10 protein-coding genes are annotated in these 25,211 nt (G+C 71.9%); 5 read left to right on the plus strand and 5 right to left on the minus strand.

What is annotated here, in order from left to right; translation table 11 throughout:
- The first annotated feature begins 75 nt into the window (after nt 1-75).
- Nucleotides 76-1,461, plus strand: coding sequence for a HEAT repeat domain-containing protein (locus IPJ95_07215; protein ID MBK7923412.1), 1,386 nt, complete (start codon nt 76-78; stop codon nt 1,459-1,461).
- On the opposite strand, the gene IPJ95_07220 is transcribed toward IPJ95_07215, so the two are convergent.
- Entirely contained in the window at nt 1,458-2,069 is a 612-nt protein-coding gene (locus IPJ95_07220) for a hypothetical protein (GenBank protein ID MBK7923413.1), read from the minus strand. The two genes, IPJ95_07215 and IPJ95_07220, sit on opposite strands and share 4 nt — an antisense overlap.
- An 88-nt stretch (nt 2,070-2,157) precedes the next feature.
- Between IPJ95_07220 and IPJ95_07225 the strand changes: the two genes are divergently transcribed.
- Nucleotides 2,158-2,343, plus strand: coding sequence for a hypothetical protein (locus IPJ95_07225; protein MBK7923414.1), 186 nt, complete (start codon nt 2,158-2,160; stop codon nt 2,341-2,343).
- 27 nt (nt 2,344-2,370) lie between these two features.
- Here IPJ95_07225 and IPJ95_07230 read toward each other — a convergent pair whose 3' ends face one another.
- Complete coding sequence (locus IPJ95_07230; protein ID MBK7923415.1) at nt 2,371-2,742, minus strand: hypothetical protein; 372 nt, start codon at nt 2,740-2,742, stop codon at nt 2,371-2,373.
- 209 nt (nt 2,743-2,951) lie between these two features.
- On the opposite strand from IPJ95_07230, the gene IPJ95_07235 reads away from it, so the two are divergent.
- From IPJ95_07235 to IPJ95_07245, 3 genes are read left to right on the plus strand one after another with little or no spacing between them, the layout of a single operon-like run.
- On the plus strand, nt 2,952-6,032 hold the full coding sequence (locus tag IPJ95_07235; GenBank protein MBK7923416.1) for an efflux RND transporter permease subunit: 3,081 nt from the start codon (nt 2,952-2,954) through the stop codon (nt 6,030-6,032).
- Nucleotides 6,029-7,327 carry a TolC family protein gene (locus IPJ95_07240; protein ID MBK7923417.1) on the plus strand — a complete coding sequence of 433 codons (1,299 nt, stop codon included), beginning with the start codon at nt 6,029-6,031 and terminating at the stop codon, nt 7,325-7,327. The genes IPJ95_07235 and IPJ95_07240 overlap by 4 nt, the downstream gene beginning before the upstream one ends.
- The gene (locus IPJ95_07245; GenBank protein MBK7923418.1) at nt 7,324-8,397 is read left to right on the plus strand and encodes an efflux RND transporter periplasmic adaptor subunit; all 1,074 of its coding nucleotides are present in this window, start codon (nt 7,324-7,326) and stop codon (nt 8,395-8,397) included. Before IPJ95_07240 ends, IPJ95_07245 begins: the two co-directional genes overlap by 4 nt.
- Nucleotides 8,398-8,470: 73 nt before the next feature.
- On the opposite strand, the gene IPJ95_07250 is transcribed toward IPJ95_07245, so the two are convergent.
- The 3 genes from IPJ95_07250 to IPJ95_07260 all read right to left on the minus strand — a co-directional run bounded on the left by IPJ95_07250 (nt 8,471) and on the right by IPJ95_07260 (nt 25,141).
- Nucleotides 8,471-15,349, minus strand: a complete 6,879-nt coding sequence (locus IPJ95_07250; protein MBK7923419.1) for a hypothetical protein — start codon at nt 15,347-15,349, stop codon at nt 8,471-8,473.
- Nucleotides 15,350-16,872: 1,523 nt separating this feature from the next.
- Complete coding sequence (locus IPJ95_07255) at nt 16,873-18,720, minus strand: hypothetical protein (protein MBK7923420.1); 1,848 nt, start codon at nt 18,718-18,720, stop codon at nt 16,873-16,875.
- Nucleotides 18,701-25,141, minus strand: coding sequence for a hypothetical protein (locus tag IPJ95_07260; GenBank protein MBK7923421.1), 6,441 nt, complete (start codon nt 25,139-25,141; stop codon nt 18,701-18,703). Before IPJ95_07260 ends, IPJ95_07255 begins: the two co-directional genes overlap by 20 nt.
- Between the last annotated feature and the right edge of the window lie 70 nt (nt 25,142-25,211).

The following is a 25,211-nucleotide window of genomic DNA, read 5'->3' on the forward strand; positions in this document are numbered from 1 at the left end:
CCAGGCGCGGACAGCTTCATGTTACCCTGAATACGCTGCCAAGCAAGCCCCGTCGCCTTATACTTTCCATACCCCATGCTCATGCCGCCCGACCCCACCGCCCCCTTCGGGGAGCTGCTTGGTCACCTGGTCCTCGTGCTCCGTTCCAGCCCGGAGCGGCAGGACCTGGTCCAGGCCGCGCTGGCCGCGCTGGTGGCCCGGGCGGCGCATGGCGCGGCCCGGATCGAGGCCGGGATCGAGAATTCCTGGGCCGTCGATGGGGATACCCTCAAGGAACGGCTACAACATCGTCGGGTGGACAGCATTTCTGTCGCCCGGGCGGCGCCGGGGCCCGAGCTGCTGGCGCTGGCCCAGGCGCTGGCGGATGACCAGGGGCCGCTGCCCGCCTCCACCCACATCCAGGTGGCCCTGGTCACGGCGCCGGTTCCCGTCGAGCGCCCCCTCGAGCGGATGGCCGCCTCGGATCCCGCGCTGCCCACCGTGCCGCGCGCCCGGCCCGGCGACCAGCTGGCCGGGGTGGTGGAGGGGATCCTGCGCGAGCTCGAGGGCGCGGTGCGGAAGGAGCAGTGGCACACCGTGCTGCACAACGCGCAGGCCGCACTCCGGCTGTTCCCCGGCATGGGGGAGGAGGTGCGCCGGCCCTTCGCGATCGCCGTGAAGCGGCTGCTCTCCCGGGCGGTGGTGGAGCAGCTCATCGAGCAGGCGTACCGGATCCCCGAGGAGCAGGCCCGCACCGCGGAGGTGCTGCGCGCCGGCGGGCTCCCCGCCGCGGAGCAGGTGCTCGAGGTGCTCCGGCGCGGCGGCGCGGTGGGGCCACGCGCCTTCCTGCTGGACGCCGTGGGGGGGATGCCCGAGGCCTTCCCGATGGTGGCGCCCCTCGCGAAGAGCGCCCAGCCGGCGGAGGCCTGGCTCGGCGTGGAGCTGCTGGGCCGCCTCGGCGTGGCCGACGCCATCCCGCTGCTGCGCGAGCGGGTCACCGACGCCGACGAGAAGGTGCGCCACGCGGCGATCGACGCCCTGGGCCGGTTCCGCGAGAAGGGGGCGGTGGAGCCGCTCCGGCAGGCGCTGGCGCACCTCTCCCCCGAGACCCGGGCACGCGCGGGGCGGGCGCTCGCCGCACGGGGCGTGAGCCAGCGGTCCTCGGGCGGCATCGCCATGCCGCTCTTTGCCGCCTTCGAGGTGGAGAAGGACCCGGTGGCCTGGCAGGACCTGCTCGAGACCCTGGTGCGGCTCGACGCGGCGGAGGTGACGGCCGCGCTGGCGCGGGTGGCGCTGGAACGGCGCGGGTTCCTGCGCTTCGGCGCGGGCGATGCGCGGCGGCAGCTGGCGATCGTGCGCGCGCTGGGGGAGCGGGGGAGTCCCGCGGCCCGGCAGGCGCTGGAACGGATCGCGGCGGAGGGCCGGGGGGAGGTCGGGGAGGCGGCGCGCGCGGCGCTGTCGCGTCCCCCCGCGGCGCCCTAGGGGGCGGGCTGCACCGCGAACGACTCGAGCTGGACCGAGAGATTGTGATTGAGCCGGATCCCGGCCACGCCGCTGGTCTCGAGGGCGCTCCGCGCGCCGCTCCACACCTCGGTCCCGTTCACCAGGAAGCGCACCTGGTCCGCCGCCACGATCACGCGCAGCACATTCGTGGCCGGCCCCCCCGGCTTCGCCGCCACGATCGCCGGGCTGGGGCGCCAGTCGCCGGCCACGTCCGAGACCGCCGCCCCGCGCCGGAGCTTCACCTTCCAGCGGCCGTCCCCGCGGACCAGGAAGTAGCTGTACCGCTGCCCCGCCGCACCCAGGTCCCGCCCCCCGATGAACACCCCGAAGGCCTCCTGGTGGGCGCCGGAGCCCGGGAAGAGCTGCAGCCGGGCGGTGACGGTGTAGCTGCCGCTGGCGCTGTCCGCGGCCCGGGAGAGGATCGAGGCGGGTCCCGAGGTGAAGCGCCACCCGGGTGCGCGGGCCTCGACCCGGACCTCCGCGGGCCGGGCCGAACCGTCGGGCCGGACCGTCCAGGGGGCCTGGGCCGCCACCGGCAGGGCGAGGGCGGCGGCCAGCAGGAGCGTGGGGAGGGGGGAGGGGCGCATGGGGAGGGCCTCGGTGGTTGAATGCCGGCCCGGGAATGGGTAACGTATGGGCTGGCGGTCCACCCTACACTATATCGGCCCGGGTCTCATGGAAATCATCGGTCGCGTGTTCGCGGGTATCGGCGCGGCGGGCGTGCTGTGCGCCCTCACCTTCGTGTCGGTCCTGATCGGCGTCATCATCCACGGGATGGTGATCCTGATGGCCGGCCAGCCGATCGATGACTACTTCCGCAAGCAGGGCGAGGACGTCTACGAGCCTGGGTCGGCGCGCTAGGCGGTCGGCCGGGCCGGGCGGCCACCCTCAGCCGCCGGTCTCCGGCGCGTGTTCCTCGGCATGGGCCTCCGGAATGGAGGCCTTTTTCACGGCCGCCTCGTAGCTCGCGCGGACGCTGCCGAGGCAGTCCCGGAGGCCGCGGATCTTCACCTGCAGCCCGCCGCCGCGGCGGGCGGTGGAGGCCATGGCGCTCAGCGTCTCCGCCAGCGCGTTGATGCTGAGCTGGGAGGCCCCGGCCTTCATCTCGTCGAGCACCCGGATCATGCCCCGGACCGCGGTCTCGTCGAGGTTCGGGTTGTGCATCTGCTCGAGCACCGAGTTGACCCGGGCGAGCTTGGGCGGGAGCAGCTCCAGGAAGGCGAGCTGCGACTGCTGCTTGGACGACAGTTTGAGGGCCATCGCCCAATATACCCGCGGCCCCGGGGCGGCGGACCGAAATCTGGCCGCACTCGCGCGGGGGGCGGATCGGGAGTACCTTGCCCCCCGCTTGAAACCCGAAGATCCGGCGTCCGTCTGGTCGCCGACCCCTGCAGGCTCATGCTTTTGTCGGCCCCCTCCCGCCCCGAACCCGGCCGGGAGGCCGGTCCCCCTCACCCCGCGGGCGCCGCATGAAGCTCTCCGACGTTTCCATCCGCCGCCCGGTGCTGGCCAGCATGCTGAGCCTCGCGCTGGTGCTCTTCGGCGTGATCGGGTACCTGAAGCTGCCGGTCCGGGAGTACCCCGACGTGGACCCGCCGGTCATCTCCATCACCACCGTGCTGCCGGGCGCGAGCCCGCAGGTGGTGGAGACGGCGGTGACCGACATCCTGGAGGAGGAGCTGTCCACCCTCCCGGGGCTGCGCACGCTCACCAGCGCCTCGGCGGAGCAGTCGAGCAACATCACGCTGGAGTTCACCCTCGACCGCGACGTGGACGTGGCCGCGCAGGACGTGCGGGACAAGGTGTCGCGGGTGCGGGACCGGCTGCCGGAGGACGTGCGCGAGCCGGTGATCGCCAAGCAGGAGGCCGACGCCGACCCGTTCTTCTGGATGGCGCTCTCGGGCGAGAACTACAGCATGCTGCAGCTGTCGGACATCGCCGACCGGAACGTCAAGAAGCGGCTGCAGAGCCTGGCCGGCGTGGGATCCGCGTTCATCGCCGGCGAGCGGCGCTATTCCATGCGCCTGTGGCTCTCGACCGCGGCGCTGGCCGCCTACGACGTGACGGTGCAGGACGTCGAGGCCGCCGTCCGGGACCGGAACGTGGAGGTGCCGGCGGGGCGGATCGAGTCGACCAAGCGGGAGTTCACCGTCCGGTCGCTGGGCGAGCTCAAGACGCCGGAGGAGTTCCAGGAGCTGGTGGTGCGCAACACCGGCTCCCAGCTGGTCAAGCTCAAGGACCTGGCCCGGGTGGAGCTTGGGCCGGAGGATGAGCGGGGCGCGCTGCGCTTCAAGGGCGCCACGGCGCTCGGCGTGGGCATCGTGCGGCAGTCCAAGGCCAACCTCATCAGCGTGGCCGACGAGATCCGCAGCGCCATGCCCGCCATCCAGGCCTCGCTGCCACCGGGGGTGAAGCTCGAGGTGGCGTTCGACGGCTCGGTGTACGTGCGCCGCTCCATCCAGGAGGCGCAGGAGACGCTGGTCATCGCGGCGGGGCTGGTGATCCTGATCATCTTCGTGTTCCTGCGGAACCTGCGGGCCACGATCATCCCCGGCCTCGCGATCCCGACGTCGATCGTCTCGACCTTCGCGATCATGTACTTCCTCGGCTTCTCGGTCAACAACCTGACGCTGCTCGCGCTCACGCTCGCCATCGGCATCGTGGTGGACGACGCGATCATCGTGCTGGAGAACGCCTACCGGCACCAGGAGGAGCTGCACGAGGACCCGGTCACCGCGGCCACCAACGGCACGCGCGAGATCGCCTTCGCGGTCATCGCCACCACCATCTCGCTGGTGGCGGTGTTCACGCCGCTGGCCTTCCTGCAGGGCAACACCGGTCGCCTGTTCAACGAGTTCGGCATCGCGGTGGCGGGGTCGGTGCTCATCTCCGGCTTCGTGGCGCTGACCCTCACCCCGATGCTCTGCGCCCGGGTGCTCCGGGTGCCGCCGCGCCACGGCGCGCTGTACCAGGCGCTGGAGCGCGGCTTCGACGGCCTGGCCAACGGCTACGCCCGCTCCCTCGGCTGGGCGCTCCGTCACCGGGCCCTCGTGGTGGCGCTGGTGCTGCTCTCCGCCGGCGGCTCGGTGTTCCTCTTCCAGGGGCTCAAGCGGGAGTTCGTGCCGCCGGAGGACCGGGGGTGGTTCCTCACCTTCGCCATCGCGCCCGAGGGGTCCACCCTCGAGTACACCGACGCCTACATGCACCGGCTCGAGGACGTGCTGGCGCGCACCGAGGGGATCGAGGCCTACTTCAGCATCACCGGCGGCTTCCTCGGCGCGCCAAGCCAGGGCATCGTCTTCTCGCTGCTCAAGGACTGGGGCGAGCGGACCAAGTCGGTGGACGACATCATCGGCGAGGTGCAGCCGCAGTACTTCGGGGTGCCCGGCGTGATGGCGTTCGCCAGCAACCCGCCCGCCTTCGGCGGCTTCGGCAAGCCGATGCAGTTCGTGGTGCAGCACCCCGACTTCGACAGCCTGGTGCACGGGGTGGACACCCTGCTCAAGCGGGCGCGGCAGGTGCCGGGGCTGGTGAACGTCGACTCGGACCTGCGGGTGAACAAGCCGCAGCTCACGGTGGCCTTCGACCGCGACCGCGCCGAGGACCTCGGCGTGCCGGTGGGCGACGTGGCCGGCGCGCTGCAGGTGCTGCTCGGCGGCCGCCGCATCAGCACCTTCACCCGGGAAAACAAGCAGTACGACGTCATCGCCCAGCTCACGGCGGGGGAGCGCGCCACCCCCAGCGACATGACCGGCATCTACCTGCGGGGCCGGGACGGCGGGCTGGTCCAGCTCAACTCGGTGGCCACCGTGACCGAGGGCGTGGGCCCGCGGCAGCTGAGCCACTTCAACCGCATCCGCTCCGCCACCATCGACGCCAACCTGCTCCCCGGCTTCACCCTCGGCGAGGCGCTCGACTCCATGCGCGCGCTGGGCCGGGAGGTCCTGCCGGCCGGCAGCTCGGTGGCGCTGTCCGGCGAGTCACGGGAGCTGGAGGAGTCGGGGAGCTCGCTGTACTTCGCGTTCGTGCTGGCGCTGGTGGTGGTGTTCATGGTGCTGGCCAGCCAGTTCGAGTCGCTGATCCACCCCTTCACGGTGCTGCTCGCGGTGCCGCTGGCCATCACCGGGGCGCTGCTCACGCTGTTCGTGTTCCGCTCCACCATCAACCTGTACAGCCAGATCGGCATGGTGCTGCTCATCGGGCTGGTGACCAAGAACTCGATCCTGCTGGTGGAGTACGCCAACCAGCTCAAGGAGCGGGGCATGGCCACCCTCGACGCGGTGGTGGAGGCGGCCCGGATCCGGCTGCGGCCCATCCTCATGACCTCGGTGTCCACGATCATGGGCGCGCTGCCGATCGCGCTGGGGCTCGGTGCCGGCTCGATCAGCCGCCGCCCGCTCGGGTACGCCATCGCCGGCGGCATCCTGGTGTCCACCCTGCTCACGCTGTACGTGGTGCCGGTGGTCTACACCATCTTCGACCGGGCGATGACCCGGGAACACCACGACCTGGGGCTGGACACGCCGGCCGCCGCGGAGGAGAGGTCATGATCCCGGCGCTCCTGGCCGCGGCCCTGCTGGCGGCCCCCGCCGCCCCGGCGCCCGCCGACACCCTCCCGGTGGTGACCCTGGCCGAGGCGCTCGAGCGCGCGGTGCGGCTCGATCCCGACTACATCCGCGCCCTGGGCAGCGTCTCGGAGGCCGACTGGGGCCGCAAGGCGGCGCGGCTGGCCTTCCTGGTTCCCTCGGTGACGGCAAGTCTCGACTACACCAAGTACTCCCAGGCGTTCTTCAACATCGGCACCTTCTCGCAGTCGAGCACCTCGAGCACCTTCAACGCGGGGCTGAGCTACGAGATCTTCAGCGCCCGCAAGTTCGCCGAGCTGGGCCGCAGCCAGGCGGAACTCGAGGCGGCCACCTCCACCGGCGAGCAGCGGCGCTTCGCCGCGGCGCTGCTCGTCGAGTCGGCCTACTACGCGGTGCTGGCCGACGACGAGCTTGCACGGGTGAGCCGCGGCCGCGCCGCGCGGGCGGAGGAGCAGCTGCGGCTGGCGCGGGCACGGGTGCTGTCGGGGGCGGCGGTGCAGTCCGATTCGCTCTCGGTGCGGCTGGAGCTGGTGCGGGCGCGGGTGGCGCTGCTGCGGCGGGAGTCGGCGCTGCGGGTCTCGCGGCTGGAGCTGGGCCGGCGGATCGGGATCGACGGGCCCGCCGACGCCGCGCCCCTCGGCGCCGAGCCCTCGCCGGCGCTGCCGTTCGGGCTGGCCGAGGCGATCGGCGCCGCGCTGGAGCAGGGTCCCGAGTATCGTGCCGCCCGGGCGCGGGAGCGCTCCTCCGAGGCGGCGCTGCGGGCCCGCCGCGGCGCCTACCTCCCCACGCTCACCCTGAGCGCCGGGCACACCCGGTTCGACGTGAAGCTCTTCCCCAGCGCCACCACGGTGAACAGCGCCACCCTCACCCTCTCGCTTCCCATCTGGAACAACGGGGAGCGCGAGCTGGCCATCCTGCAGGCCCGGTCCAGCCGCGACGTGGCCCGCGCCATCCGCTCCGACCTGGAGCGGGCCGCCCTGCGCGACGTGACCGAGGCGTACGACGGGTACGAGACCGCACGCGCCGCCGTGACCCTCGCGGAAGACGGGGCGGCGGTGGCGCAGGAGAACTACCGGGTGCAGCAGGCCCGCTACCAGGCCGGCGCCACGACGGTGCTCGACCTCATCACGGCCCAGAACGACCTCAGCGACGCCGAGGCCGAACTGGTCCAGTCCCGGTACTCGGCGCGGCTCGCGCTGGCCCGGCTCGAGGCGATTCTCGGCCGGCGGATCGTGTCATCGAATGGAGGCGGTCAGTGACCTCGGCTCGTATCCTCACCCTCGGCGCGGCGGCCGCGCTCCTCCTCTCGTGCAAGGGCAAGGCGGCCGCGGGCGGGCCGGGTGGCGGCGACGGCGGCGGGTTCGCCCTCCCGGTGGAGGTCGCCGCCGCCCGCCAGGACACCGTGGTGGACGCCGTGCTCGCCACCGGCCAGGTCGAGGCCATCCAGTCCGCGGAGCTGCGGCCCGAGGTCGAGGGCCGCATCACCGAGATCCTGATGCGCGAGGGCAGCGAGGTGGGGCAGGGCGACGCCCTGTTCCGCGTCGACGACCAGGAGCTGCGGGCGCAGGTGGCGCGGGCGGAGGCCGAGCGAGACCTCGCCGAGCAGGCGCTCACCCGCACCCGGCAGCTGCTGGAGCAGAACGCCGCCAGCGCCGCCGACCTGGAGCGGGCCGAAGCCACCGCGCGCGGCAGCCGGGCCAGCCTCGACCTGCTCAAGCTCCGGCTGGCGCGCACCACCGTCCGGGCGCCGTTTGCCGGCGTGGTGGGGCAGCGCTACGTGAGCCTGGGCGACTACGTCACCAGCAGCGACCGGCTGGTGATCATCCAGACCGTGGACCCGCAGCGGGTGGCGTTCAACGTGCCGGAGCGCTACGCCGGCGTGGTGCGCCGGGGCCAGAAGGTGGCGTTCCGGGTGGCCGCGGTGACCGGCGAGGAGCTGACGGGCACGGTGGACTTCGTGAGCCCCGAGGTGCAGCTGCCCGGCCGGACCCTGCTGGTCAAGGCGCTGGTGCCCAACGGCCGCCGGCTGCTGCAGGCGGGCATGTTCGCCGAGGCGCGGCTGGCCACGGCCACCCGGCCGCGGGCGGTGGTGGTGCCGGAGGAGGCGGTGCTCGCGGTACAGGGCGTCTACGTGGTGTGGGTGGTGCAGGAGGGCAAGGTGGCGCGGCGCCCGGTGAGCCTCGGCGTCCGCTCCCCCGGCGAGGTGGAGATCACCAGCGGGGTGCAGCCCGGCGAGCAGGTGGTGGTGGGCGGCCTCGAGATGCTGCAGGACGGCGCGCCGGTCAGCCCCACGGTGGTGGAACGCGGGCCGGCGACCCGGAAGGAATAGCGAGGGGCGGGGCGGGTTCTGCAAGCCACGCGGGCCGGAGCGGATGCTCCGGCCCGCGTTGTGTATGGTCCGGCTACTGCCAGACGATCCGGGCGCCGGCGACCGTGGTCCCGAAGGGCGGATTGCTGCGCGAGGGGCCGCCGGTCGGGTCGTTCGAGGCGTTCATCGTGAGCGTGACGCCTAAGCCGTTGCTGGACACCAGCCGGGCGTACAAGCCACCCGAGCCAAGGGAGGTCTGCACGGTCACGTTGTTGAAGGTGATGGGCCGGTTGGCGGCGGCGCTGCCGACGGCCGACACATCGAGCAGCACCTCGGCCGTGGCCGTGGTCGGGAACCCTGAGAAGGTGACCCCGTTGAACGTCTGGGTCAGGCCGGTGGCGCCCTCGACCAGCGCCATCTGCAGGTGATCCACCGTCCCCGCCTGCACACTCCATTGCCGGGCGGTGAGCTTCTGGCCGTTGGCGGAAAGCTTGGGGGTGCCGGCGCCGACGCTCGCCGCCAGGGTGCTGTCCACGAAGGCGTCGGTGGTGAAGGTGAGGCCGCCGGTGGCCGGGGTGACATCCAGGGTGTTGAAGTGCGAGCCGCCCGCGCCGGTGCCCGGCGTCGCGAAGGTGACCGTGCGCGCCGCGCCCGAGCCCAGCTTGGTGACGTGCGAGCCGCTGGCCGCGAAGCTCAGGCCCGAGGTGGCGTTCCCCTGGGTGAAGTTCCCGCCGACGAGCAGCGTGCCCGCGGTGAGCAGGCCACTGGTGCTTGCGCCATTGAAGCTGGCATCGCCACTGACCACCACGGAGTCGGCGTTGCTGGCCATGACCAGGCGCCCATTGCTCCCGCCGAGGGTGGCCACGTCGAGGCTGCCGGTGGTGAGCTTGCCGCTCGAGACCAGGAACTGGCCGAAGATCTGGGTCAGGCCGCCCACCGTCAGCTTGGTGGGAATGCCGGACTGGTCGCTGAGGCGGGTCGTCCCGGCGTTCACCAGCCGGGTGATGAGGTCGCCCGGGATGGACCAGGCGCCGGAATCGAAGAAGAAGTTGTTCCCGTTCCGGAGCACCAGGTGGTTGTACGGGATGGTCTTGGGCACCTGCAGCGAGAGCGCGGCGCCCTGGTTCCACATGGTGGTGTCCACGGTCCAGCCGCCCTGGATGCTGCTGCCCGGGAAGAGCTCCACCACCGGTGCGGTCACGCTGCTGCCTGCCGATGTGAAGGTGCCGCCGCTGAAGCTCAGCGCCCCGCGGCCGCCGTTGTTGTAGGTCACCGCGGCCGGGGTCAGCAGCTGGAGGGTGCCGGTGCCGTCCACGTTGAAGGTGTTGGCGCCGTTGATGGTCACCGGCCCGGTGGTGGCGATCTCCAGGCTGGAGAACACCGTGGTGAGGTTGCTGCCGACCGAGCTCACCGTGGTGGCGCCACCGGCGAGCCGGACCACGTTGCTCCCGCCAGCCGTGAATGCCGGCGCGGCGGCCGTGCCGCCCTGGGTGAAGTCTCCCCCCACCACGATGACGCCGCCGGTGATCAGGCCGGAGATGTCGCCGCCGTTGAAGGACGCATCGCCGGCCACGAGCAGGGAGTCGGTGCCCGAGTTCATCGTGAGCGTCCCGGCGCCGGAGGTGGTGAAGCTGCCGCCGACCGTGAAGGTCGCCCCGCCGATGTCGAGGCCACCGGCACCGGTCACCGTGACGTTGCCGGCCGCCGTGGCATTGCTCCCCAGGAAGGCGTAGCCTGCGCCGGCCACGGCCATCTCGACGTCCTGGAACCGTGAGTTGGCGCCGGGGCCCGGGCTGAAGAACGTGAAGGCGTGCGGGTTGACCGGCCCGTTGAACAGGGTCTTGTGGCTTCCGGAGGCCTGGAAGCTCTCGTTGCTCACCGTGTTCACCTGGATCAGGTCGCCCCCGACGGTGAGGACCCCGGCCGTCAGCAGCCCGGCGGTGCTGGCGCCGGAGAAGGTCGCGATATCCCCCACGATCATCGAATCGGCGGCGCTGAGCATCCGGAGCACGGCGGACGGGCCGTTAACGCTCAGGACGCCCGCCTCGGCGGTGTGCCCGCCAAGCTCCAGGGTGCCGGACACGGCCAGCAGGTGGGGGGCGGCAATCGTCAGCCGTCCGTTGAGCAGGTAGGAGCCGGGCAGCGTCACGTCGGCGTTCACCGCGCCGCGCAGCAGCTGGCCCCCGGTGCCCGAGAGGACCAGGATCCCGGTCCCCGTGGTGCCGATGCTGCCGCCGTTGTCGAGCGAGCCGCTCACCCCCAGGGCGAGGTTGCCCAGGTCGATGCTGGCGCCCGGGGTCACGGTCAGGTTGCCGGTCTGGGAGTTGACGGTCAGCACCGGCTGGAACGGCGTCCCCGAAGGGACGACCACGTTCTCCGTCAGGCCCGGCACCACGCCGCCGCTCCAGTTGCCGCCGGTGGACCAGTCGGTGCTCACCGTACCGGTCCAGGTGATGGTGCCGCCGCTGGGCGGCCAGTTGATCACCGCCCCGTTCGTGGCCTGGGAGACGCCGGCGCCGCTCGGCGGACTGGCGCCAATCATGTCGATGACGAGCGGGCTCGGGGTGGCGCCATCAAGGTCGTTCGCCACGAGGTGGAAGCCGCCGGCGGTGAGGCTGGTGCTGAAGGCGAGGTTGCCGAAGGTGAAGGGCGTGCCCTGGCCCACGTTGTTCACCGTGAGCGCCGTGCCGACCGGGCTCTGGTTGTCGAACGCGACATTGCTGAAGGCGCCGATCGTCCCGCCGGAGAGCACCAGCGGGACCCCACTGAAGCCGAGTCCGTCGACGTCCGCCCCGCCGGCGGTGAGGGTCACCGCGGTGCCGTTGATCACGGGGGGCGTGCCGGAGGGCAGGGACACGAGCTGACCGGCCACGGTGACGTTGCTGCCCAGGGTGAGCGTCGCGGAGACGCCGGAGACATCCAGCTCCTGGAAGCGGGAGGTTCCGGGGTCGGCGAAGGTCACGCTGCTGCTGGACGGCCCGCCCAGCACCACCCGGTGGTTGCCGCCTGCGAAGAACGAGGCCGGATGCTGGGCGCCACCGCTCCCCTGGCTCAGGCCCTGGACCTGGATGACGCCGGCGGTGAGCCGGCCGGTCTCGTCGCCACCGCTGAAGTCGGTGAAGCCCGCGATGACCTGGTCGGCCGGGTTGGTCATGGTGAGCAGGCCGGTGCCTGCGGTGGTATTGACGCTCCCCAGGCCGAGGTCGAGGCGATGGCCGGCGAGGACCAGCTCACCCTGCACGGCCACGGTGGAGGCCGTGAGGGTGGCGTCGCCGGAGAGGGTCACGACGGACCCGGCGGCGATGCTCAGGGTCACGTTGTCGTGCACCCCCTCCAATGTGCCGCCGCCGCGCAGGTCGACGAAGTCACCGCAGCAGCCGAGCAGGCTGCCGGCGATGGCTGCCGGCCCGTCCACGGCGAGGCTCACGTCACCCAGCGAAAGGGTGGCGCCGCCCAGCATCGTGAATCCGTTGACCGTCACGCTCCCGCTGAGCTGCGGCTGGTTGGCCGGCCCCGCGGGGAGCAGCACGTCATCCGTGGCGGTGGGGACGCTGCCGGTGCTCCAGTTGCCGGCGGTGTTCCAGTCGCTGTCCACGGCGCCGGTCCAGGTGAACACCCCCGCCGCTGCCGGCCAGTTGACGACCGCGCCGTTGACGGCCTGGATGAAGCCGCCCGCCGTCCCGGGCGTCGGGTTGACCAGGTCGACGACGAACGGGACCGCGGGCCCGTCGGCGTCGGTGGCGGAGAGGTAGAGCCCGCCGCCGGTGGGCGTGGTGGCGAAGGTGGCGTCGGTCAGGGTCAGCGGCGAGCCGCTGCCGTTGTTGGTGAGGCTGAGCTGGGTCACCGTCGGGTTCATGTTCTGGAAGGTGACCGCGCCGAGGAAGCTCGGGACGCCCAGCGGATCGGTGACCACCAGCCGGGTGTTGTCGAACACCGTCGGCGTGCCGATGACGACGTCGCCGACGGTGATGGCCCAGTTCGTGGAGGTGAACGTCGTGGTGCCGGAGTTGGTCAGCACGAAGCTGCCGTGGGCGTACACGTCGCTCGCGAGGGTCAGGGTGACCGGGGTGAACCCCGCGAATTGCAGGTTCTGGAAGTGGCTGGTGCCGGGAACGTCGCCAGGTGTCTGGAACGAGACCGCCACCGGCCCGAGGGGCTGCAGGATGGTGTTGTGAGTCCCGGAGGGGTGGAAACTGTCTCCGCTGCCCGAGGCGTTGGTCTGGGTGAAGTTGCCGCCGATCCCCAGGGTGCCGGCGCTCAGCTGTCCCAGCTCGTTCCCGCCCGCGAACACCGCGTCGCCCGCCACGGTCAGGATGTCCGCGGGGTGGGTCATGATCAGCAGCCCGGACGACTGCACCGAGAGGCTGCCGCTCACCACCGTGTTGAAGCCGTTCAGGTCGAAGCTGGCGCCGGCGCCGGTGATGACCAGGTTGCCCACGATGGAGGCGATGTCGCTGAGGCTCACCGGCGCGCTGATGATGAGGCCCCGCAGGTTCCCCTGCACCTGGCCTGCCGCCTGGATCTGGAAGGCGCCGGTACCGGCGGTGGTGCCGTCGACCCGTACGCTCCCCTGCACCTGGCAGTTGACCGCGCCGAGGTTGAGGACCGCGCCGCTCTGGACCAGGATCGACCGGGCCGAGCAGCTGCTCACCACGGTGGGGTTGTTGGGCGTGCCGCCCGGGATCACCACGTCGTCGGCGTTGGTGGGAACCACCCCGGTGCTCCAGTTGCTGCCCACGTCCCAGCTGGTGCTGGTGGCGCCGGTCCAGGTGAACACCGGGCCGGCCGGCGGCCAGTTCACGATGGCGCCGTTCGCCGCGAGGATGAGGTTCGCGGGGGGCGCGGCGGGCGCGCTGTTGGTCACGTCGATCACGAGCGTGTTGCCATCGGCCGGGGCCGTGTCGTCCACGTCCAGGTAGGTGAACGGCGGATTGCTCGGGACGCTGGTGAAGGTGATCTGGTCGAGCGTGAGCTTCCCGCCCGCCGGGAGCCCCGGGTGGCGGATATAGAGCGCGCTGACGCCCGAGCCCACCGTGATGGTGAGGTTGCTGAGCGCCACCGGCACCGCGAGCGTGGTCTCGATCCAGAGCTGGGTGTTGAAGAGGGTCAGTGCCGCGGCGTTGGCCAGCTGCCCCACGTGCAGCGACTGCACGAAGCTCTGGCCGGCGATCGTGCCGGCGCTCGAGACGGTCAGCTGCCCGAGGACGTAGGGGCTGGTCGCAATGGTGAGCGTGCCGCTGCCCACCCATTCCAGCTCCTGCAGGTGGCTCGAGCCGGCCCCCGGCCCGGGGGACTGGATGGACAGGGTCGGGTTGGCCCCGGTCAGGCGGGTCTTGTGGGTACCGCTGGCGGCGAGCGCGGTCGCCGTGCCGCTCTGCGTGAGCGATCCGCCCACCCGCAGCACGCCGGCGGTGAGCCGGCCGGTGGTGGCGCCACCGCCGAAGTTGGCGGTGCCGGTCACCAGCACCGAGTCGAGCGGGTTGGTCATGGTCAGCGTGCCGGTGGCGGTCGTGTTGAACAGGTTGCCGACCACCAGCGTCTGGCCGTTCACGGCGAGGTCGCCACCGGTGCCGATGAGGAGGTCCGTGACCACGGTGCGACCGGCCAGCGCGTAGGTGCCGCTGACGTTCACCGTGATGGGGTTGGGAATGTTCGTGGTGCGGACGGTGCGCCCGGCGCCCGCCAGCGCGATGGTCTGGGTGCCACCGCCGCCGCTCGTGAGGTTGCCCGCGTCGTCGAGGTCGCCGGTCAGCGTCAGCGTCATGGTGCCGCTGAGCGTGAGCGACGCGCCGGGCTGCACGGTCAGGCTCTGGATGCCCGTCGTCGTACCGAGGACCGGCATGTTGCTCGGCCCCGCCGGGATGGTCACGTCGGTGGCGGCCGTCGGCACCTGCCCGTCGCTCCAGTTGCCGGCGGTGGTCCAGGCGGTGCTGACCGCGCCCGTCCAGGTCCCGGGCGCCGCGCCGGCGGGCCAGGTGACGGTGGCGTTGCTGGTGGCCACCCGGCCGCCATCGCTGAGCGGGCTCGGGCTCAGCATGTCGATCGCCAGCGGCACGCCGTCGCTGGGATTGCTGTCGGTGGCGTCGAGGTAGAAGCCGCTGGTGGGCACCACGCTGAAGCTCACGTCCTGGAACGCCAGCGGCGCTGCCGCGCCCGGGTGCGTGATGGTCAGCGGCGTGGCGGTCGGGGCGTAGCCGGTGAAGCTCACCGTGTCGAAGGTCACCACCGTGCTGCCGTTGAAGTCGAGCAGCAGGTTGTTGAACGTGAAGTTGCTCACGTTGAGGATGGTGGTGAACAGGGTGCTGCCGTTGCCGCTCAGGGTGCGCACCGCCGTGGGCGTCACCCCCGCGGTGCCCGTGGCGTACAGGTCACTGGTGGCGGTGACGCCGCCGGCGCTGTTGGCGATGATCACGTTCTGGAACCGGCCGGCCCCGAAGCCCGGCGCGGCGAAGTCGAGCGTCTGCGCGCCGGCGCCGTCGAGGAACACGGTATGCGCGCCGCTGCCGATGAACGTGGTGCCGGGGCCGGTCTGGCTGAAGTTCCCCGAGACGTTCAGGATGCCCGCCACCAGCGACGCGCTCTCGTCGCCGCCGCCGAAGCTGACGTTGCCGTTCACCTCGATGGTGTCGGCCACGTTGTTCATGACCAGCGTGCCGCCGCCGGTGGTCGAAAGGTCGCCATTGATGGTCCACTTGTCGCCGGTGTTGGGCGAGAAGAAGGCCGCCGTCCCGCCGATGATCACGTCACCGTTCAGCGTGACCTTGGCCCCGCTGGTCCCGCCCGACAGGAAGGACGTCCCCGTCACCTGCGCCGCCGGGTTGCCATTCACCGTCACCGCGCCGCTCGGGTTCCAGAACGCGCTGCTGCCGTTCAGGAGCAGCGGCCCGCTGCTGCCGCCATTCTGCTGCAGGAATGCGCTCGTGCCGCTCAGGATCACCCCGCCCAGGCTGTTGCTCCCCCGGGCCCGTGGCATCCACGAACGCGCTGTTGCCCGCCAGGGTCGTCAGGCCACTGACGATCAGGCCACCGGCACTGGCGTCCACGAAGGCCTGGAACCCGTCCAGCGTCAGGCTGCCCGCCACCAGGGACCCGCTGGTCAGTTGGATGAACTGGCTGGTGTCCGGCAGCACCACGCCCTGCGCCACCGTGAACGTCCCCGCGATCGTCAGCGTCGCGGCGTTCCCGCTCAGCTCCAGCGCCCCGATCGCGATGCCCCCCGAGGCCGTCGGCGCGTTCGGCGTCCCGGCCGGGACCAGCACGCTGTCGCCGGTTCCCGGCACCGCCGCCGGGCTCCAGTTCCCCGCCGTGGTCCACGCCGTGCTCACCGCGCCGGTCCACGTCTTGAGCCCCCCGCCCGTGCCGGTGGCCGCGAAGGTCACCGCGGTGAGGCCCGGCGCGCTCGCCGTGAAGCTCTGTGCCCCCACCGTGGTCCCGAGCGTCGCCCCCATGCTCGCCAGCCCCGCCCCGTCCGTGACCACCACCGCGCTGTCCACGCTCCCGCCGCCCGTCGCCACCGCGAACGTCACCGGCACCCCGCCCACCGGCAGCCCGTCGTTGCCATCCACCCGCACCCCCAGCGGCAGCGCCAGCCGGCTCCCGATGATCCCGCTCTGCGCGTCGCCGCTCACCTTCACCAGCGTCGCCGGCGCCGCCGCGATGATCACCGTCGTCGAGTCCGTCACCCCCGTCGGCGTCACCGCCCTGACCGTCACCGTGTCCCGCGCCGCCGGCGCCGTGAACTCGCCCGCGCCGTTGATCGTCCCCCCGCTCGCGCTCCACGCCACGTAGAACTGCGCCACCGGCGCCGCCTGGCTGTCCTGCGCCGTGGCCCCGAACGCGAACGTCGCCCCGAAGGGCACCGTGGTGTCCCGCGGCCCGATGACCAGGCTCGCCAGCTGGCTCCCCGGCCCCTGGTAGGCCACCGGGATGCTGCTCGGCGGGGTGCTGCCGCCCTGGGTGACGGTGAGGCTCTGGGTGCCGCGGAAGAGGAGGATGCTGCCGGCGTAGAGCTCGATGGTGACGTCGACCGTCTCGCTGGTGCTCTGCAGGAAGACGTCGATGGGGACGCTGACCGCGCTGCTGTCGGGGCTGAAGGTCTTGGTCACCCGCGCCAGGGTGTCGGCCGGGGGCCGCACCACGGTGATGGTGAACCGGTCCATGGCCAGCGGCGCCACCCGCGCAAAGGCGTCGAACTGGGGCGCCACCCGCAGCCGCGCCAGCCCGGGCCGCGCGGGCCCGATCGGGTTGTCGGTGCAGGTGACGAGCAGCAGGGCGGCGAGGGCCGCGCCACAGGCCCGGAGGGCGCGGCGGAGGGACTTGGTCATGGGCTCAGGGGGAGCGGGATGATCCCAATTGGCGTCCCGGACGGACGCCTGTCAATAGTGACGCGCGATCTGTCCGGATCCTCCCACCGCCCCCCGATGGGGGGGCAATGGCCACCGCCCCCGCTCCGCGGGGGCGGGGCGGGGGCGGAAAGGAGAGCGGATCCGGGAGCCGCTAGGGCCAGATCACGGTGACCGGCGGGACGGCCACGGTGAAGGAGCTGCCGTTGAGCACGTTGGTCGAGCCGAACGGCGGGATGGAGACGGTCAGGTCGGCGGTGGCGGCGCCGTCGGTGTCGATCGCCTCCATGTAGAACCCGGTGTCACCGCCGGTGAGCGGGACGAAGGTGAGCGTGCCGAAGAAATCCAGGCTCCCGGCCGCCACGCCGGGGTGCCGGATGGTCATCTGGGTGACGTCAGTCGGCACATTGGCGAATGAGACGCCGCTGAAGGAGCCGTTGATCCCGGCCGGGTCGTCCACCACCAGGGTCACACAGTCCAGCTGCAGCGGGCCGCTCACGAAGTACTGCCGCAGGGTGAGGACCAGCGGGCAGCTGGCGCCCACGAGCGAGCCGCCGAAGCCGTCGCCGCCGCTCAGGTCGCCGGTGAGGATGACGTCGCTGTTGATCTTGAACACCGCCCCGAAGCCCGCCTCGGAGAGGTGGCCGAAGTGGGAGCCGTTGGTCGCCCCGGGCGTGGTGAAGGTGATGTCGACCGGGTCGGCGCTGAGGATCGTCTGGTGCGGCGGGTCGGCCGCGAAGCTCTGCGGGCTGTTGCTGCCCACCTGGAGGAAGTTGCCGGCGACCTGCAGGACGCCCGCGGTGAGCAGGCCGGCGGTGTTGCCGCCGTTGAAGACCGCGTCGCCACCCACGTCGAGGAACGCCGAGACGTCCTGGCTGACCAGGACGCCGCTCCCGATCGTGGAGAACACCCCGCTGACGGTGGCGTTGAAGCTGGCCAGGTCGAAGGTGCCCGCGACCGCCATGTCGCCCGTCAGGGCCAGGTTGCCGTTCAGCACGTAGCTGCCCGCCACCGAAAGCGTGGTGGCGATGGTCCCCCGCACGAGCTGCCCGTTGCCGGCCAGCACCACCCCGGAACCGGCGCCGCCGGTGATGGAACCGGCCAGGTCCACCGTGCCGCCCACCGACAGGACGTTGCCGCCGAGGTCGAGGATCGACCCGGCGGTGCTGGTCAGGTTGTTGATGCCCACGTTGGTCGTCAGCACCGGCTGATTGGTGATCGGGATCAGGACCACGTTGTCGATCACGCCGGGCACGGCGTTGACGTCCCAGTTGCCCGGGTTGGACCAGTCGGAGCTGACGCCGCCGGTCCAGGTGAACGTCCCGCCCACCGGCGGCCAGTTGACCACGGCGCCGTTGAGCGCCTGGAAGGTGCCGCCGCCGTTGACCGGCGTGGCCCCGATCACGTCGATCACCAGGGCGTTCGGGGTGGCGCCATCCAGGTCGGTGGCCACCAGGTGGAACCCGCCGGCGGTCAGGCTGGTGGTGAAGGTCAGGTTGGCGAAGGTGTAGGGCGTGCCCTGGCCCACGTTGTTCACCGTCAGCGCGGTGCCGACCGGGCTCTGGTTGGTGAAGGTGACGTGGTCGAACGCGGTGATGGCGCCGCCGGAGAGCACCAGCGGCACGCCGTCCATGGTGAGCGCGGTGGCGAGGCTCAGTGAGCCGATCTGGGCGCCGCCGGCCGTGAGGGTGCTGCTGCCCAGGTCATTGATCGTGACGCCGGGGCCGGTGGGCACGACGGTCAGCTGCCCCGCGACCGTCACGTCGGTCCCGATGGTGAAGGCGCTGTTGCTCATCGGGCTCAGGTCGAGCTCCTGGAAGCGGGAGCCTCCCGGCGTCGCGAAGCTGACACCGACGTTGCCGAGGCCGCCGATCAGGGTGCGGTGGTTGCCGCTGGCAAAGAAGCTGGCCGGGCTGGTGCTGGCCCCCTGGGTGAAGCTCCCGGCGAAGGCCAGCTCGCCGGCCGTCAGCAGGCCGGTCTCGTCACCGCCATCGAAGGTCACGCTGCCGGTGAAGGAGAGCAGGTCGGCCGGGATTGGTCATGACCATGACCGCGCCGTTCTGCACCGTCAGGCTGCCCGGAGAGGCCACCGTGTTGCCGTTGAGTGTGAGCGAGGCGCCGGCACCGGTGACGATCAGGTTGCCGGGACCCGCCCCGAGGCCGAGTGCGCCGGCCACGGTCACGGGCGCGCTCACCTCGAGGCCCGGGAGGTTGCCCCGGACCTGGCCAGCGGCCTGCATCTGGATCCGCCCGCCGGTGCTGTTGATGAAGCCGTTGGCGGTGACGTCGCCCTGGACCTGGCAATTGTTGGCGCCGAGATCCACGGTGCCGTTGACCAGCAGGGTCTTCGCGGTGCAGGCCCCGGTCACCGTCGCCGTCGGGGTGGCCACGGGGATCACCACGTCGTCGGTGGCGGTCGGCACCGCGCCGGTGGACCAGTTCCCCGGCACGCTCCAGTCGGTGGAGACCGCGCCGGTCCAGGTAAAGACCGGGGCGGTGGGCGGCCAGCGGACCACCGCGCCGTTGGTGGCCTGGAACCCGGCCCCGCCCACCAGCGGCGTCGCGCCGACCACGTCGATGGTGAGGGCGTTCGGCGTGGGGCCGTCCAGGTCATTGGCCACCAGGTGGAACCCGCCCGCCGAGAGCGTGGTGGTGAAGACCAGGTTGCTGAAGGTGTCGGCCGCCGCCTGGCCCACGTTGTTCACCGTGAGGGCGGTGCCGCTCGGGTTCTGGTTGGTGAAGGTGAGGTCCTTCATGCTCGGCAAGGTGCCGCCGGTGAGCACCAGGGCCACGCCATCGAAGGTGATGGCGGTGAAGCCCGGGTTGGCGCCGACGTTGGCCCCGGCGGCCGTCAGGGTCCGCCCCGCGCCGCTCACCGTGGGGCCATTGCCCGCGTTCGGGTGGGCCTGCAGGTGTCCCCCCACCGTCACATCAGAGGCCAGGGTCACGCTGCCGCTGTGCCCGTCGAGGGTGAGGAAATCGAACTGGCTGGTCGAGGGATTGGCGAAGGACACGACGCTTGGCCCCGCCCCGGTGAGCAGCACCTGGTGGAAGCCGCTCGCCGCGAACGACGCCGGGTCCTGCGATCCCGCCGCGCCCTGCGAGAAGCTCCGCGTGCTGATGCTGCCTTCCGTGAGCAGCCCGGTCTGGTTGCCGCCGCTCCAGTCGGTGGAATCGGCGAGCAGCAGGTCCAGGGTATTGATCATGAGCAGGCGGCCGCCGTTGATGGTCCGGAAGACCCCGCCGGACACGTCCAGCGTGTTCGAGTTGAGCGTCACGTCCCCGCTGACAAAGACCGTCCCGGTGCCGGTCACGGTCACCGGCCCGTTCAGGACGGCGGCCGTGCCCCCCAGCCCGATCTCGATCGAGATGTTCGCGAAGTTGCCCCGGAACGGCCCGGCGAAGGTCGCCACGAACCCGCCCGCCACGCCGCTGGTGACCTGCCCGGAGGCGTCCACCGTGGCGTTCATGGTCAGCACGTGCCCGTTGAGGTCGAGCACCGCGCCGGGCTGCACCACCAGCGTGCCGATCTGGTGGTTGCTGGAGAGCTGCGGCGTGGTGGGCGTGCCCGGTGGGATCACGGCGTCGCCGGTGATGCCGGGACCGCCGCCGCCGGTCCAGTTGAGCGGGTTCTCCCAGCTGTTGTCGACCGCGCCGGTCCACACGTGCAGGTTGGCGTTGAAGGGCCAGTTGATGACCGCGCCGTTCACGGCCTGGCTGAACCCGCCGTCGGCGGCCGGCGTCGGGGTGGCCAGGTCGAGCGTCAGGATGTCGGGGCTCGCGCCATCGGCGTCGGTGGCGCTCAGGTAGAACCCCCCCGCCGTCGGGGTGGTGCTGAACACCAGGTTGCTGAGCAGGATCGAGCTCGCGTTGCCCGGGTGGACCAGCGCCAGCTGGGTGGCGGTGGTCGGCATGTTCTGGAAGGTCACGCCGCTCCACTGCACCCCGCCGCCGCCCGGCAGGTCGAGCAGCACCGGCGCGCCATCAACCACGAGCGCCGTCACCACGCTGCCACCCCGCACCTCGAGGGTGCGGCCGGCGGTGGCCGTCAGCAGCGGCGTGCCGACGGACGGGTTGGCGATGAAGGTGCCGAGCACCGCCACGTTGCTGTTCATCGTCAGGCCGCCGGTAGCGCCGGTGATGTCCAGGTCGTTGAACTGGCTGGTGCCGGTGCCGAAGCCGGGGTTCGCGAAGGTCACCACCCGCACCGCCGCGGCGCCGAGTTCCGTCTTGTGGCTGCCGCTCGCGGCGAAGCTGCTCGGGGTGATGCCCGTGGTCTGGCTGAAGCTGCCACCCACCTTGAGGTACCCGGCGGTCAGCTTGCCGCCGGTGAAGCCGCCGCCGAAGATCGCGGCACCGGTCACCAGCACCGAGTCGAGGGCGTTGGTCATCGTCAGGGTGCCGCTGGCGGTGGTGTTGAGCGCCGCGCTCACCACCAGGGTCTGGCCGTTGGCGGCGAGGTCGCCGGTGCCGCTGATCGTCAGGTTGCCGAGCACCGTGCGGCCGGTGAGGGCGTAGCTGCCGGTGACGTTGACCGGCACCGCGGCGCCGATGGTGCCGCCCAGGGTGCTGGCCGTGCCGCTGAGGCCCAGGGTGCCGCCGCCGCCGATGAAGCTCGTGGTGTTCGGCGCCGACAGGGCCCCCGCCACGTTGAGCGCGAAGCTGTTCATGTTGACGAGGGCGCCCGGCTGCACGGTCAGGGCCCGGATCGCCACGGGGGCGGAGAGCACCGGCTGGGTCGCCACCGCGGGGATGTCCACGCTGTCGCTCGCGGTGGGCAGGCCCGCCGGGCTCCAGTTGGTGGTGGTCTGCCAGTCGCTGTTCTGCGCGCCGGTCCAGGTGCGGACCGGGACCAGCGGCGGCCAGCCGATCACCGCGCCGTTGACCGCCTGGCTGAAGGCGCCCGGCGTGGCCGGCGCCGGGTTGATCAGGTTCACCGTGAGCGGGCCGTTGCTGCCCGCGCCGTCGGTGTCGGTGGCCACCAGGTAGAAGCCCGCGCCGGTCGGGGTGGTGGAGAAGGTCAGGTTGTTGAACACCCGCGCCGTGGCGCCGGTCCCGGACACCGCGAGCTGGGTGACCGTGCTGACGAAGCCCTGCAGCGTCACGTTGTCGAAGGTCACCGGGCTGTCCCCGGTGATGGCGACCGGCGCGTTGGTGAGCGTGAGGCCGGTGACCAGGGCGCCGCCCGCCAGGGTCAGCAGCCGGTTGCCGCCGTTGATCGCCGGCGCGGTCGAAGCCGGGGTCGAGATGAACAGCCCGTTCACCCGGATCGGGGTGGAGAGCGTCACTCCGCCCTGCTGTCCCGAGATGTCCAGGATATTGAAGTGCGAGCCCGTGCCCGGGGTGTCCATCGACAGGAGCATGACGCCGGTGGCGGCGGTCACCACCTTGTGGGTGCCGGAGGGGGCGTAGCTCGAGTCGCTGAAGGTGTTCTGCTGGTCGAAGCTCGCCACGCCGGTGCTGGTGATCCGGATGACCCCGGCGGTGAGCTTGCCCACCTCGCTCCCGCCGGTGAACGTCACGCTGGGCCCCGTGCCGCCCACCAGCAGTGAGTCGAGCGGGTTGGTCATCACCAGCGTGCCGTTGTTCACGGTGCTGAAGTCGTCGCCCACCGTCGAGCCCACCGCCGCGGTGTGGCCCGCCAGGGTCAGGGTGCCGTTGATGGTCAGGCCCGGCGTCACCAGCCGCCCGTTCAGGGTGTAGGTGCCGTTCACCGTCGTGCTGAAGAAGGTCCCGGTGACGGTGCCGCGCGCGGTGCCGGTGCCGGCAAGCACGAAGCTCGCGGTGTTCCCGGTGATGACCCCCGCCGCGTCGAGCGAGCCGTTCACGTTGACGCCGCCGCCGCCCATTGTCAGCGTGGCGCCGGCCTGCACCGTGAGGTCCCGCACCTGCCGCACCGCCCCCGAGGTGGCCGGGCTGAACGGCGTGCCCGACGGGATGGTCACGTCGGTGGTGGCGGTCGGCACCTGGCCGTCGCTCCAGTTGCCGGCGGTGTTCCAGCTGGTGTCGACCACGCCGGTCCAGGTGCCCGGCGCCACGCCGGCCGGCCAGTTGACGGTGGCGCCGCCGTTCTCGAGGACCCGCCCGCCGTCGCTCAACGGGTTCGGGTTCAGCATGTCGATCACCAGCGGCACCCCGTCGCTGGGGTTGCTGTCGGTGGCGTCGAGGTAGAAGCCGCTGGTGGGCACCACGCTGAAGCTCACGTCCTGGAACGCCAGCGCGCTCGCCGCGCCGGGGTGGGTGATGGTCAGCGGCGTGGCCGTCGGGGCGTAGCCGGTGAAGCTCACCGTGTCGAAGGTCACCACCGTGCTGCCGTTGAAGTCGAGCAGCAGGTTGTTGAACGTGAAGTTGCTCACGTTGAGGATGGTGGTGAACAGGGTGCTGCCGTTGCCGCTCAGGGTGCGCACCGCCGTGGGCGTGACCCCCGCGGTGCCCGTGGCGTACAGGTCACTGGTGGCGGTCACGCCGCCGGCGCTGTTGGCGATGATCACGTTCTGGAACCGGCCGGCCCCGAAGCCCGGCGCGGCGAAGTCGAGCGTCTGCGCGCCGGCGCCGTCGAGGAAGACGGTGTGGGTACCACTGCCGATGAACGTGGTGCCGGCGCCGGTCTGGCTGAAGTTCCCCGAGACGTTCAGGATGCCCGCCACCAGCGACGCGCTCTCGTCGCCGCCGCCGAAGCTGACGTTGCCGTTCACCTCGATGGTGTCGGCCACGTTGTTCATGACCAGCGTGCCGCCGCCGGTGGTCGAAAGGTCGCCATTGATGGTCCACTTGTCGCCGGTGTTGGGCGAGAAGAAGGCCGCCGTCCCGCCGATGATCACGTCACCGTTCAGCGTGACCTTGGCCCCGCTGGTCCCGCCCGACAGGAAGGACGTCCCCGTCACCTGCGCCGCCGGGTTGCCATTCACCGTCACCGCGCCGCTCGGGTTCCAGAACGCGCTGCTGCCGTTCAGGAGCAGCGGCCCGCTGCTGCCGCCATTCTGCTGCAGGAATGCGCTCGTGCCGCTCAGGATCACCCCGCCCAGGCTGTTGCTCCCCGGGCCCGTGGCATCCACGAACGCGCTGTTGCCCGCCAGGGTCGTCAGGCCACTGACGATCAGGCCACCGGCACTGGCGTCCACGAAGGCCTGGAACCCGTCCAGCGTCAGGCTGCCCGCCACCAGGGACCCGCTGGTCAGTTGGATGAACTGGCTGGTGTCCGGCAGCACCACGCCCTGCGCCACCGTGAACGCCCCCGCGATCGTCAGCGTCGCGGCGTTCCCGCTCAGCTCCAGCGCCCCGATCGCGATGCCCCCCGAGGCCGTCGGCGCGTTCGGCGTCCCGGCCGGGACCAGCACGCTGTCACCGGTTCCCGGCACCGCCGCCGGGCTCCAGTTCCCCGCCGTGGTCCACGCCGTGCTCACCGCGCCGGTCCACGTCTTGAGTCCTCCGCCCGTGCCGGTGGCCGCGAAGGTCACCGCGGTGAGGCCCGGCGCGCTCGCCGTGAAGCTCTGTGCCCCCACCGTGGTCCCGAGCGTCGCCCCCATGCTCGCCAGCCCCGCCCCGTCCGTGACCACCACCGCGCTGTCCACGCTCCCGCCGCCCGTCGCCACCGCGAACGTCACCGGCACCCCGCCCACCGGCAGCCCGTCGTTGCCATCCACCCGCACCCCCAGCGGCAGCGCCAGCCGGCTCCCGATGATCCCGCTCTGCGCGTCGCCGCTCACCTTCACCAGCGTCGCCGGCGCCGCCGCGATGATCACCGTCGTCGAGTCCGTCACCCCCGTCGGCGTCACCGCCCTGACCGTCACCGTGTCCCGGGCGCTCGGCGCCGTGAACTCCCCCGCGCCGTTGATCGTCCCCCCGCTCGCGCTCCACGCCACGTAGAACTGCGCCACCGGCGCCGCCTGGCTGTCCTGCGCCGTGGCCCCGAACGCGAACGTCGCCCCGAAGGGCACCGTGGTGTCCCGCGGCCCGATGACCAGGCTCGCCAGCTGGCTCCCCGGCCCCTGGTAGGCCACCGGGATGCTGCTCGGCGGGGTGCTGCCGCCCTGGGTGACGGTGAGGCTCTGGGTGCCGCGGAAGAGGAGGATGCTGCCGGCGTAGAGCTCGATGGTGACGTCGACCGTCTCGCTGGTGCTCTGCAGGAAGATGTCGATCGGGACGCTGACCGCGCTGCTGTCGGGGCTGAAGGTCTTGGTCACCCGCGCCAGGGTGTCGGCCGGGGGCCGCACCACGGTGATGGTGAACCGGTCCATGGCCAGCGGCGCCACCCGCGCAAAGGCGTCGAACTGGGGCGCCACCCGCAGCCGCGCCAGCCCGGGCCGCGCGGGCCCGATCGGGTTGTCGGTGCAGGTGACGACGACGAGGGCGAGCAGGGCAACGCAGGCGGCCTTGAAGGCACGCCGGGCTGCACCCGAGGCACGGGAGGCGATCTGGGACATGGGCTCAGGGGCGAATGAGATGCCCCAATTGGCCGAATTCCGGCAGGGAAGTCAATGGTGAATTTCCGCC

This window comes from Gemmatimonadota bacterium (assembly GCA_016713785.1).
GTDB lineage: Bacteria > Gemmatimonadota > Gemmatimonadetes > Gemmatimonadales > GWC2-71-9 > JADJOM01.